General features: G+C 65.8%; 10 protein-coding genes, 1 tRNA gene and 1 other RNA gene. 10 read left to right on the forward strand and 2 right to left on the reverse strand.

The window, feature by feature from the left end; translation table 11 throughout:
- Position 1 precedes the first annotated feature (1 nt).
- A complete protein-coding gene (locus tag ACT531_RS00375) occupies positions 2–1,225 on the forward strand; it encodes a M48 family metallopeptidase (protein ID WP_476016096.1) in 1,224 nt (407 codons plus the stop codon).
- Positions 1,226–1,261: 36 nt separating this feature from the next.
- Here ACT531_RS00375 and rnpB read toward each other — a convergent pair.
- Positions 1,262–1,601: RNase P RNA component class A (rnpB, locus tag ACT531_RS00380), an RNA gene on the reverse strand.
- A 10-nt stretch (positions 1,602–1,611) separates the two neighbouring features.
- Positions 1,612–3,246 carry an RNA repair transcriptional activator RtcR gene (gene rtcR / locus ACT531_RS00385; protein ID WP_476016097.1) on the reverse strand — a complete coding sequence of 545 codons (1,635 nt, stop codon included), beginning with the start codon at positions 3,244–3,246 and terminating at the stop codon, positions 1,612–1,614.
- Between the two features lie 346 nt (positions 3,247–3,592).
- On the opposite strand from rtcR, the gene ACT531_RS00390 reads away from it, so the two are divergent.
- From ACT531_RS00390 to ACT531_RS00430, 9 genes are all read left to right on the forward strand, one after another.
- Positions 3,593–3,665: transfer RNA gene (locus ACT531_RS00390), tRNA-OTHER, on the forward strand.
- A gap of 306 nt (positions 3,666–3,971) precedes the next feature.
- Positions 3,972–5,111, forward strand: a complete 1,140-nt coding sequence (locus ACT531_RS00395; protein ID WP_476016098.1) for a slipin family protein — start codon at positions 3,972–3,974, stop codon at positions 5,109–5,111.
- Between the two features lie 28 nt (positions 5,112–5,139).
- Positions 5,140–5,880 (forward strand): hypothetical protein, encoded by a 741-nt coding sequence (locus ACT531_RS00400; RefSeq protein WP_476016099.1) that lies wholly within the window; start codon positions 5,140–5,142, stop codon positions 5,878–5,880.
- Between the two features lie 22 nt (positions 5,881–5,902).
- The gene (locus ACT531_RS00405; protein ID WP_476016100.1) at positions 5,903–7,126 is read left to right on the forward strand and encodes an RtcB family protein; all 1,224 of its coding nucleotides are present in this window, start codon (positions 5,903–5,905) and stop codon (positions 7,124–7,126) included.
- Between the two features lie 65 nt (positions 7,127–7,191).
- Complete coding sequence (rtcA, locus tag ACT531_RS00410) at positions 7,192–8,280, forward strand: RNA 3'-terminal phosphate cyclase (RefSeq protein WP_476016101.1); 1,089 nt, start codon at positions 7,192–7,194, stop codon at positions 8,278–8,280.
- A 128-nt stretch (positions 8,281–8,408) separates the two neighbouring features.
- On the forward strand, positions 8,409–9,326 hold the full coding sequence (gene cysK, locus ACT531_RS00415) for a cysteine synthase A (RefSeq protein ID WP_110961412.1): 918 nt from the start codon (positions 8,409–8,411) through the stop codon (positions 9,324–9,326).
- Between the two features lie 186 nt (positions 9,327–9,512).
- A complete protein-coding gene (locus tag ACT531_RS00420) occupies positions 9,513–10,286 on the forward strand; it encodes an endonuclease/exonuclease/phosphatase family protein (protein WP_015012519.1) in 774 nt (257 codons plus the stop codon).
- Positions 10,283–11,533, forward strand: coding sequence for a cardiolipin synthase ClsB (gene clsB, locus ACT531_RS00425; RefSeq protein WP_476016102.1), 1,251 nt, complete (start codon positions 10,283–10,285; stop codon positions 11,531–11,533). The genes ACT531_RS00420 and clsB overlap by 4 nt, the downstream gene beginning before the upstream one ends.
- 17 nt (positions 11,534–11,550) lie before the next feature.
- The gene (locus tag ACT531_RS00430) at positions 11,551–12,567 is read left to right on the forward strand and encodes a lysylphosphatidylglycerol synthase transmembrane domain-containing protein (protein WP_476016103.1); all 1,017 of its coding nucleotides are present in this window, start codon (positions 11,551–11,553) and stop codon (positions 12,565–12,567) included.
- Positions 12,568–12,591: the final 24 nt, after the last annotated feature.

Below are 12,591 nucleotides of genomic sequence, written 5' to 3' on the forward strand. Positions count from 1 at the left end.
CATGTCGGCGCCCGAGCACCCCGCCCTGGTCCCCGGGCGCTGGTTTGACGGCCAGAGCAGCAAGGCCCGTCCGGTGGTGGTGAGCCTGCGGCCCACACCGCAAGGCCCATCGCTGGCGCTGCATCCGCTCTCGCAGCCGGGTGCCGAGCCGGTGGTCTTTACCTGGAAGCAGGTGGGCTGGCCGGAGGCCTGGAACGAGCGCAAGCCGCAGCCCCGCGTGGTCGTCGATCTGCGCGACCATGGCAGCGTGGAGATCGACGCCGTGACCGAGTGGCGCGCGGCCCTGGCCGCTGCGGGCGAGCGCCCCGGCATCGCACAACGCATGCAGACCCGCTGGCCCGTGCTGCTGGGCGTGACGGCTGCCGCCGTCATCGGCCTCACGCTGTTTTACCGCTACGGCACACCATGGGCCGCCACGCAACTCACGCGGTTTGTGCCCCTGGGCTGGGAAACCAGCGTGGCTGAGAACGTGCTCAAACAGATGGATGAAGGCACCCTCAAGCCCAGCAAGCTCCCCAAGGAGCGGCAAGACCAGCTCAAGGCCCGCTTTGACGCCCTGGTGCTACAAACGCCCCCCGGCCTGCAGCGTTACGCCGGCTATCGGCCGCCTTTGTCCCTGGAGTTCCGATCCGGCATGGGCGCCAACGCCTTTGCCCTGCCCGGCGGCAAGATCGTGATGACCGACGGTATCGTGAAGGCAGCGGCCGACAAGGGCCTGGACGACAACGCCCTGGTGGGCGTGTTGGCCCACGAGGTGGGCCATGTGGTGCAACGCCACACCACGCGCATGGTGGTGCAGCAGGGGGTGCTGAACATGGGCCTGGGGCTGGCGCTGGGTGATGTGTCCGGCATCGTCTCTACCGGCGCATCCTTGCTCACCGGCCTGGCCTACAGCCGCAGCCATGAGCGCGAGGCCGACTGCTATGCCATCGCCGTCATGCGCCACGCCGCACTGCCCACAGCGCCCATGGGCCAGCTGTTGCTGGCGATTGCGCGTGATGAGGACAAGGAAGACGCCCAGAAAAAAGACCCGGGCAAGAGCCCGGCAGCCGTGGCCTCGGCGCCCGCGTCTGGAGCCAGCACGGCCGATGCGGCTCACCAACGCAAGACGGCGCAGGAGATCGCATCGCACCCTGTCTGGTCGCTGCTGAGCAGCCACCCCGACACGGTGGAGCGGGCGACAGAGCTGGAGCGGGGGCACGCGCCCCATTGCGCGAAAGGCTGAACCCGCCTGCGCCAGAGGCGCCAGGGTAGAAATAAAGTGTGAAGCGCGCCGATAAGCCGGATTCTGTGCACCACGGTTGCCCGCAGTGTGACCGCCATTAATCTGGGCCGGGTGTCGCCACCACGGCTCGGTGCTACCTACCCGCCAGCTCTGCGGAACCACATCAACGCTGGCCTACTTGGTATTGCTGCGCGTAGAGATTGCCCGTTTCACCCCCGGTGGTTTGCCTTGCGGCACTCCCCCGGGACTCGTCTCTGTTGCTCTGATCCTCACCTCACGGTGGGCAGCCGTTAGCTGCTACGCTGTCCTGTGCAGTCCGGACGTTCCTCCAGTGCCTGGTTTCCCAGATTGCACCAGCGGCGGTCTGGCATGCTTCACGGGCGAGATTATCGCCCAGCACCCGATGCCCGCTCCCAATCCAGCCCAAACCGCGCCAGGTACTTGCGCAGCCGGTCCGCATCGTTAACCACGGTGCGCTGCGTGCGCGAGGCCTGGAACAGCACGCGCCCTGCATCCGACAAGGTGCGCGACTGGCGGCAGACTTGCAGCACGGCGGCCAATTGCAACTGGTCGAAGAGGTCCATGGACTCCACCACCTCGCCCCCCAGCAAGGCCGCGAGTTCGTCGCGCCCCACCGCTCCTGCGGCGGGAGCCAGACCATGGCGCGCATCGCTCGCGGGCTGCCAAAGCCAGCGCAGTCGGGCGATCTCGGCCTCCACCAGCGACAGGCCGATGCGGCCGCTGTCGGCCAGCGTGGCCAAGCGCGTGACACTGGCCGAGAGGTCGCGGAAGTTGCCGGTCCACAGCGCTTCGGGCGACTGTGCATAGCGCAGGTAGGCGGCGCGCGCCTCGTTGGAAAAGCGCACGCTGCGGCCCAGCTCTTCGCCCGCTCGCTGCAGCAGGTGGTCCACATTGGGCTCGATGTCCTCGGGTCGCTGCGCCAGACCGGGCAACACGTAGCTCCAGAGGTTGATGCGCGCAAACAGGTCCTCACGAAAGCGCCCAGCCGCCACCTCGGTGCGCAGGTCACGGTTGGTGCCCGCCACGAGCTGGAAGTCACTCTCCACCTCGCGGTCGCTGCCCAGGGGGTAGAAGCGCTTTTCTTCCACGGCCTTGAGCAGCATGGCCTGCTCGTCTGCGCCCAACTCGCCGATCTCGTCCAGAAACAGCACGCCCTTGTGCGCCGTGCGCAGCAGGCCTGCGCGGTCGGCCGCCGCGCCGGTGAACGCGCCTTTCTTGTGGCCGAACAGGGTGGACGCGGCGCCATCACCATGCAACGTGGCGCAGTTCACTTCCACAAACTCGCCCCCCACCTGGTGGCGGGCCTTCTTCAGCTCGAACATGCGCCGCGCCAGGTGCGACTTGCCCGCGCCCGTGGGCCCGGTGAACAGGATGGGCGCGCGCGAGCGCACTGCGACGCGCTCCACCTCGTCGATCAGCGCATTGAAGCGGGCATTGCGCGTGGCAATGCCGCTTTTGAGGAACTGCACCGCGTTCTGCTGCTCGGCGCCAAAGCGCTGTGCGATCACGTCGTAGCGCGAGAGGTCCAAGTCGATCAGCGTGTAGCTGCCGGGGTCGCCGATACGCTGGCGCTTGGGCGGAGAGGTCTGCACCAGCACACCCGGAATGCGGCGCGACTCCACCAGCAGGAACAGGCAGATCTGTGCGACATGCGTGCCGGTGGTGATGTGCGTCCAGTATTCCTCGCGCTCGGTGTCAAAGCGGTAGGCCTGCGTCCAGTCGTACAGCTGGGCATAGACCTCGCCAAAGTCCCACGGGTCGGCGATGGGCAGCGGCACCAGGTTCACCGAGGTCTCGGGCGAGGCGGTGGCCATGTCCGCGCGCACCTGGTGGGCCAGCTCGCGGTGCGGCGGGGTGTAGAGCAGCTCCAGCCGCTCGATCACCACATCCTCATGCTGCACCAGGGACACCGTGGGGCGCCATTTCTCCCACCGACCTGCGCCCTTGCCAGAGTCCAGCTGGGTGCCCAGGAAGCCGATGACCACCTTGTTTTTGCGCATATTTTTTTATCTATTTAACTAGCTTTCATTCTAATTATCTTGGCATCTAAACACCCAATCAATTTCACCGAAAGGAAAATACCCCATACAAATCAACAACTTGAACGCATTAACGCCCTGCATTGCAAGCTGGCATGCATCTGGCAATAGAAGATGCATCCAGTGCAAGCGGTGACCGCTCACAGGTCGGGGTTAGGACCAACGTTCGCCCCACCGGTGCCGGGCATCCGGGGCCTTCGGGTTCTGTTGACGTTCTGCATGCCGCACATCGCAAACGCTGGGTAACGACGGCACGGTCGTGGTGACCACTCCGAAAGGAACTGCCTGGTTCGACTCCAGGCGTGCCACCACTGGTAGCTCAGTCTGGTAGAGCCCCGCCGAAAGGCGGTTGTCGCAGGTTCGATTCCTGCCCACGGTCGCAAGACCTTGATTGGAAGTACCGGTCGAAAGACCACCCGCCGAACGCGGGGAGAAGCCCCCAGGTTGCGCTGCAACCGCAAGGGATTCACCCCGTCAGCCGGTGGCGGTTTGTGCCAGCACCCGGCACAGCCCGCGCCCGCAGCCAGCCGCGCTGCCGCCCTTCCCGCTGGGGATGGGGGCAGCCACCACGGCGCACTGCACGGCCCAGGCTGCGCCCCCTGGCACCCCGCCATCGCTGTAACGGCAACCCGATATGTGACGAGTGACGACAACAAAGAAGAAAGAAAGAGGAAAAAGAGATGCTGATGAAGATGTTCCAACGCGCCACCGTGAAGAAAAACGAACGCGCCCTGCTGCTGCGCAATGGCAGCTTTGACCGCGTGCTGCGCAGCGGCACCTACTGGCTGTTTGCGGGCACCGACGCGCTGCGCGTGGAGACCTTCGCCCTCGAACAACCCGCCTTCACCCACGGCCTGGCCGAGTACCTGATGGCACAGGAGCCCGCCGTGGTGGCGGCCGAGTTTGTGCAGGTGAGCCTGTCGGAAACCGAAGTGGGCCTGCGCAGCGAAAACGGCGTGCTGGTCGAGATCCTGCCCCCTGGCACCCGCCGTCTTTATTGGAAAGGCTTGGTGGAGGTGAGCGTGCAAGTGGTGGACCTGCAAGCAGGCGCAGAACTGCCTGCCGCACTGGTGGCGCGATTGACGCAAACCCAGCTGCGCCAGCGCAGCGTGACCGGATTGAACGGCGTGCAGCAGGTGCAAGTGCCCGAGGGCCAGTGCGGCCTACTGACGGTGGACGGCAAGGTGGAACGCCTGCTGACCGCAGGCACCTACGCCTTCTGGAAGTACGGCCGCACCGTGGCCGTGGAGATGGTGGATTTGCGCCTGCAAGCCGTGGAAGTATCGGGCCAGGACATCATGACCCGCGACAAGGTCAGCCTGCGCCTGAACCTGTGCGCCACCTACCGCTTTGTGCATGTGCTGCAGGCCTATGGCCAGCTGCAAAAGCCTGCCGACTACCTGTACCGCGAGCTGCAGTTTGCGCTGCGCGCCGCCGTGGGCACCCGCACGCTTGATGAGCTGCTGGAGAACAAGACGGTGATCGACGAAGTGGTGACCGCCCACATGGCCGCCAAGCTGTTGCCCTATGGCATGCAACTGGAAAGCGTGGGCGTGAAGGACATCGTGCTGCCCGGCGAGATGAAAACCATCTTGACCCAGGTAGTGCAAGCCCAGAAGCAGGCCGAGGCCAACGTGATCCGCCGCCGCGAAGAAACTGCCGCCACGCGCTCGCTGCTCAACACTGCCAAGGTGATGGAGGACAACCCCGTCGCCCTGCGCATGAAAGAGCTGGAGACGCTGGAACGCGTGGCCGAGCGCATCGACAAGATCTCGGTGTTTGGCGGCCTGGACCAGGTGCTGAATGGATTGGTGAAGATGCGCTAAGACGAACCCAGCGCAAGGGAGAAATGCCATGAAGAACAAGAAATTGACAGCGCGCGAAAAGCGCCAGCAGCGGGACCACTCGCCGGTGACCTGCGAAGCCATAGGCCTGGACCCAGCGCTTTACGGCGCGGCCTTGCGCTACCTTTTCGACCGCCCTGTTCCCCACAAGAACGAACAGGAGTGGTACTGGGATATGGACGAGCCGGAGTTCGAGGCCACGCCGTTGCAATGGACGCACATCCAGACCGTGCTGTTCGCCAACGCGGGCACCGACCTGGCACCCTACAGCGACGAGCAGGTGGGGATGGGCCTGAACCATGTGATGAGCAACAACGCGGGCGACATTCCGCACATGGTGAACGACCCTTCGGTGCCCCTGGCCGACGCCATGCGCATGATGCAAGCTTTGCCCACCTTATGGCGCGACTGCCTCGGCCCGCGGCTGAGCACAGCACACAACGCCATCGGCAGCAGAAGGGACCGCCTCTACTTCGTGAGCTACATGTGGTTTGACGTGTGGCCCACATTCTGGAATGCCAAACACATTCCCGAGTGGCGCGACGCGATGTGGCAGGTGTTCTGCGAGATGCTGGAAATGCCTTGGCGCGAGGCGCAGATATCGGCACTGCATGGCATTGGTCATGAGGGAGCGGAGCTGAAGCGATACAAAGAGCTGCAGGCGCATATGGATGCCTTCATCCGCAACGTGAAGAACGACGAAGAACTGAAGAACTACGCCCAGGCCGCAGCACGCGGAATGGTGCAATGAACGACCAAGACGAAAGAACGAGATGAACAACCACTACGAACAATACGAAGTGCCCAACGGCGTGCCCGTAAAGATGTGGACCAACGGCGTGCCCGTAGAAGAAGACGCCAAGAACCAGCTGCGCAACATTGCGCGCCTGCCCATCGTGTTCAAGCACGTGGCGGTGATGCCCGATGTGCACCTGGGAATCGGCGCGACCATCGGCTCGGTGGTGCCCACCCTCAAGGCCATCATCCCCGCTGCGGTGGGGGTGGACCTGGGGTGCGGAATGATGGCGTGCAAGACCACGCTGACTGCGAGCGACCTGCCCGATAACCTGTCTGGCATTCGCGCCGCCATTGAGCGCGCCGTGCCCGTGGGGATGACCCCCAAGCGTTTCGGCCGCGACAAGGGAAGCTGGGATACGCCGCCCGCCGAGACCGACCGCGCCTGGGCCGCGCTCGTGGATGAGTTCGACGAGATTTGCGAAGCGCACCCGCGCATCAAGAACACGAACAACTACAAGCACCTTGGGACGCTCGGAACGGGTAACCACTTCATCGAGATCTGCCTGGACGAACACCAGTCCGTGTGGGTGATGCTGCACTCGGGCTCGCGCGGTGTGGGGAACGCCATCGGCACCCACTTCATCGAGCTGGCCAAGAAGGACGCCGAGATGAACCAGCGCAACCTGCCCGACAAGGACCTGGCGTACTTCGAGGAAGGCGCGCAGTACTTCGGCGACTACGTGAAGGCCGTGGGGTGGGCGCAGAAGTTCGCCGCCGCCAACCGCGAGGTGATGATGGGCCGCGTGATCGCCGCGCTGCGAAAAGTCATCACCAAGCCGTTCGAGACGCATGTGGAAGCCGTGAACTGCCACCACAACTACGTGCAGCGCGAAACGCACTTCGGGCAAGACGTGTTCGTCACCCGCAAGGGCGCGGTGAGTGCCGAGCAGGGCAAGCTGGGGATCATCCCGGGAAGCATGGGGGCCAAGAGCTTCATCGTGCGCGGAAAAGGCAACCCCGAGAGCTTCAACAGCTGCAGCCACGGCGCAGGGCGAACCATGAGCCGCACCAAGGCCAAGAAGCTGTTCACCGTGGAAGACCAGATCAAGGCGACCGAAGGCGTGGAATGCCGAAAGGACGCGGACGTGATCGACGAGATTCCGATGGCGTACAAGAACATCGACGCGGTGATGGCGGCGCAGGAGGACCTGGTGGAGGTGGTTTACACGCTCAAGCAGGTCGTCTGCGTGAAGGGGTGACGCCCTTTTAACTATTGATTTGATAGCTGCTTGCGCTTGTCCATTGGGCGCAATGGCCGATTTTTATGTACAAGAACAATCTGGAGAAAATCACCTCTGCCCGCCTCGTTCTCGACGGCTCCACCGGCGAAGGTGGCGGGCTAATCCTGCGCACTGGCCTGGCCCTGTCCATGGTCACCGGCCGCCCACTGCACATCACGCGTATCCGCGCCAGGCGACCCAAGCCGGGCCTCATGCGCCAGCACCTGGCCTGCGTGCAGGCGGCGGTGGCCGTGTGCGGCGGGCAGGCCGAGGGCGCAGAGCTGAATTCGCAAACGCTGGTGTTCACACCCGGCAACGTGCGTGCAGGTGACTACCGTTTTCAGATCGCCACCGCAGGCAGCTGCCTGCTGGTGCTGCAGACAGTGCTGCCCGCGCTGATGCTGGCCGATGGCCCGAGCAAGGTCGAACTGGCGGGCGGCACGCACAACCCGATGGCGCCGCCGTTTGATTTTCTGGAACGCGCCTTTGCACCGCTCGTACGGCGGCTGGGGGTGGGGCTGGAGCTGCAACTGCAGCGGCGGGGCTTTTACCCCGCCGGGGGCGGCGAGCTGGTGGCGCACATCACGCCCGCCCCATCCACCCGACCTCTGGCGCCGGTGGATGTGCTGGAGCGCGGCCCGTTGCACAACGGCTGGGGCGAGGCACTGGCACCCGGCCTGGCGCGCCACATTGCCACGCGAGAGCTGGAGGCGCTGGGCCAGCGCATGTGCTGGACGTTTGAGGCTGGCCAGCTGCGCCAGCCGCCCACACGCCAGAACGAAGGGCCGGGCAATGCGCTGATCGCCACGCTGGAGTACGCGCAGGTGACCGAGGTGTTTTGCCAGTTGGGCGAACGCAGCCTGTCGGCCGAGCAGGTGGCCAAGCGGCTGGTGGACGAAGTGCGTGCCTACCAGCGCAGCACCGGCGCGCTGGGCCCGCACCTGGCGGACCAGTGGATGCTGCCGCTGGCCCTGGCGGTGTGGCGCAGCGGGCAGGCTGCCAGCTACACCTGCAGCGAGGTGACGCAGCACACGGACACCAACGCGCAGACCATTGCGATGGGCCTGCCGGTCCGGGTGCAGATCACGCCCGCAGCGGGCGCCATGCGCGTGGAGGTATCACCCCTGCCGTGACAGGCGCTGCAGCGGCCGCCCCATACCCTGGCTATATCCATATGGCCAGAGCCGTAGAACAAGTGGTTCAGAATGCGCGTCACAGACCTTCCACTTTGTGTCCAACCCAACGCTTCACAGGAGACGCCATGAAAGTTGACAACATTCTGCAAACCATCGGCAAAACGCCCCACGTGCGCATCAACCGCCTGTTTGGCCCTGGCGCCAACGTGTGGGTGAAGTCGGAGCGCAGCAACCCCGGCGGCTCCATCAAGGACCGCATTGCGCTGGCGATGGTGGAAGACGCGGAAAAGTCTGGTGCGCTGAAGCCTGGCGGCACCATCATCGAGCCCACCAGCGGTAACACCGGTATCGGCCTGGCGCTGGTGGCGGCCGTCAAGGGCTACAAGCTGATTCTGGTGATGCCCGACAGCATGAGCATCGAGCGCCGCCGCCTGATGCTGGCCTATGGCGCGCAGTTTGACCTGACCCCGCGCGAGAAGGGCATGAAGGGCGCGATTGCCCGTGCCCAAGAGCTGCAGGCGCAGACGCCCGGCGCGTGGATTCCGCAGCAGTTCGAGAACCCGGCCAACATCGACATCCATGTGCGCACCACGGCGCAAGAAATCCTGGCCGACTTCCCCGACGGGCTGGACGCCATCATCACCGGCGTGGGCACCGGCGGCCACCTGACAGGCACGGCCCGCGTGCTCAAGGCGAAATTTCCGCAGCTCAAGGTGTTTGCGGTGGAGCCCACGGCCTCGCCGGTGATCTCGGGCGGCGCGCCCTCGCCCCACCCCATCCAGGGCATTGGCGCGGGCTTCATCCCCAAGAACCTGGACACCAGTGTGCTCGACGGCGTGATCCAGGTCGATGCCGAGCCCGCCCGCGAATACGCCCGCCGCTCTGCGCGCGAAGAGGGCCTGCTGGTCGGCATCTCGTCCGGCGCCACCTTGGCCGCCATCGCCCAGAAGCTGCCCGAGCTGCCCGCAGGCGCCAAGGTGCTGGGCTTCAACTACGACACGGGCGAGCGCTACCTGTCGGTGGAAGGCTTCCTGCCGGCCTGATGGCCGCCCACGCGCAGCGCGCTGTCACCAGGGCCCTTCGGGGCCCTTTTTTTTGGGCTGCGCAGCACAAGGCTACGGCCAGCCGTCCTACAGCGGTTACGCGCTCGGGCCAGAACAATCAAGCTTCGCACCGGCCCACCTTTGCGGTGGCTTCGCCGGAGCCCCTTCCAACGATTGCAACTGCCCATGGCCCCGAACTCCGCGACAGACTCTCAGCCTATTGCGTTCAAGGTGCTCACCGTGAACGTGCACAAGGGCTTCACCACCTTCAACCGGCGCTTCATGCTGCATGAACTGCGCGAGGCCGTGCGCGACGTGGCGGCGGACCTGGTGTTCTTGCAAGAAGTGCTGGGCACGCACCACCGGCATGCCAGCCGGTTCGCCAACTTTCCGCAGGTGCCGCACTACGAGTTTCTGGCCGACTCCCTCTGGTCGCAGTACGCCTACGGGCGCAATGCGGTTTACGACAACGGCCACCATGGCAATGCGCTGTTGTCCAAGTTTCCGATCACGCACTACGAGAACCACGACATCTCGGTGAGCGGGCCCGAGCGGCGCGGGATGCTGCACTGCGTGCTGCAGCCCCCGGGGCACCATCTGCCCGTGCACGCAGTCTGTGTGCACCTGGGCCTGCAAGAGGCGCACCGGCAGCACCAGCTGCGCCGCGTATGCGATCTGGTCAACAGCTTTCCCGCCAATGAGGCTGTGGTGCTGGCTGGGGATTTCAATGACTGGCGCCACCGCGCACACGACATCCTGCACCGCGAAGCGGGCTTGCAGGAGGTGTTTGTGCAGGCCTTTGGCCGGGCGGTGCGCACGTTTCCCGCGGCGATGCCGCTGCTGGCGCTTGACCGCATTTATGTGCGCAACGCCACCGTGCACTCGCCGCTGACGCTGCCCAAGAAGCCGTGGGACAAGCTCTCGGACCATGCGCCCCTGGCTGCGGAGATCCTGCTATGAAACGCCCTGCCTTCAGCACGCCCCGCGCCCTGCGCGCACCCCGGTCCTCGCGCTGGGTGCCCGGCAACCATTTTGAGTTGCTAGAAAACGGCGAGGAGTTCTTTCCCCGCGTGTTCCAGGCCATTGCCGACGCCCGGCGCGAGGTGATGCTGGAGACCTTCATCCTGTTCGAGGACAAGATCGGCCAGCAGCTGCACGCGGCGCTGCTGGCGGCCGCCCAGCGGGGTGTGGAGGTACACGTGCTGGTGGACGGCTTTGGCTCACCCGACCTGTCAGACCGGTTTGTCGGCAGCTTGGTGGAGGCGGGCGTGCACTTTCGCATCTTTGACCCGGGCCGCCGCTTCCTGGGCCAGCGGCTGAATATGTTGCGCCGCATGCACCGCAAGATCGTGGTGGTGGACGGGCACCTGGGGTTCATCGGCGGCATCAACTACTCGGCCGACCATGTGGCCGACTTTGGCCCCGAGGCGAAGCAGGACTACGCCGTGCAGGTGCGCGGACCCATCGTGGCGCAGATGCACCACTTCACCCGCGACGCGGTGCTCAGACGCCAGGACCGCAAGCGCCACCAGGCCGCCGGCATCACCGGGCGCCCGCACGCGGGTACAGCTCACGCCATGTTCGTGACACGCGACAACCAGCAGCACACCAACGACATCGAGCGCCACTACCGCGTGGCCCTGCGCGCAGCGCGCAGCCGGGTGGTGATTGCGAATGCCTACTTCTTCCCCGGCTACCGCTTCATCCGAGAGATGCGGCGCGCCGCAAAACGGGGGGTGGATGTGCGCATCATCCTGCAAGGCCAGCCCGACATGCCCATCGTCAAGACGGCAGCCAGCCTGCTGTATGACCACCTGCAGCGCGCAGGGGTGCGGGTGTACGAATACTGCGACCGCCCTTTGCACGGCAAGGTGGCGCTGGTGGACGAGGACTGGTCCACCGTGGGCTCCAGCAACCTCGACCCGCTGAGCCTGTCGCTGAACCTGGAGGCCAATGTGATCATCCAGGACCGCGCCTTCAACGCCCACCTGCACCGGCGCCTGTCGCACCTGATGGAGCACAGCTGCAAGCAGGTCGAAGCCACAGCGCCGAGCCGCTGGAACGGCCTGCGCCTGCTGCGCAGCTATGCGGTGTTCCACCTGCTGCGCTGGTTCCCCGCCTGGGCGGGCTGGCTGCCCCGGCACGAGCCCAACATCACGCTCGCCAACCCGGGTGCCCCTGAGCCCGCAGGCAGCCCCGCCACCTGAGCGGGCAGGCGTACCCCATGGCCACCCCGACGCTGCACGCAGACACCCAGGTGGGCAGCAACCGGCACGCCACCAGCGGCTGGCGCCACTGGCCGCAGCAGGCATGGTGGCCCTGGCTCACCCGGGGGGTTGCCATCGCCTTCTTTGCGGTGGTGGCCGCGCTGATCTTTCGGCAGGCGCGCACGGTGGACTGGCCCGCCGTGCTGCAGGCGCTGCGCGATCTGCCCACCGCCGCACTGGCGCTGGGCGGCGCACTGGCTCTGCTGAGCCACTTCACCTACGGCAGCTTTGACTGGGTGGGCCGCCATTGCAGCGGCCATCGCCTGCCGCGTAGTACCACCCTGGCCATCGCCATGACGAGCTATCCGTTCACGCTCAACCTGGGCTCGCTGATCGGCGGCGTGGGCGTGCGCTACCGGCTGTACGACCGGCGCGGCGTGGACCCCGGCACCATCGGCCAGGTGGTGGGCACCAGCATCGTGACCAACTGGGTGGGCTACCTGCTACTGGCCGGGGTGCTGGCGTGGATTTGGCAGCCGCCAGCGGTGGCCGGGTGGGCAGTAACGCCTTGGCAGTGGCGCCTGGGCGGCACGGTGCTGGGCTGCTTGCCGCTGGTTTACCTGGCACTGTGCGCGGTGCGCAGAGGCCGTGCAATCACGCTGCGGGGCCACGCTTTTCCACTGCCGCGCTGGCCCGTGGCGCTGTGGCAAATCGCGGCATCGGCCACCAACTGGATGCTGATGGGCGCGGCACTGTGGACGGTGCTGCAACACCAGGTGCCCTACCCCGCCGCACTGGCCACGGTGCTGCTGGGGGCCGTGGCCGGGCTGGTGCTGCGCGTGCCTGCAGGCCTGGGCGTGCTGGAGGCCGTGGGCGTGGCGCTGCTGGCCAACGATACATTGGGACAGGAACAGGTGCTGGCGGCACTGCTGGCCTACCGGGCGCTGTACTACTTTGGGCCGCTGCTGCTGGCGGCCGTGGCACTGGGTGTGGCCGAGGTGCGCTGGCGCCAGCGGCCTGCCCAGGACGCCTAAACACGTCCTGACAACAAAAATTCA

It is taken from the genome of Acidovorax sp. DMC1 (assembly GCF_056314325.1).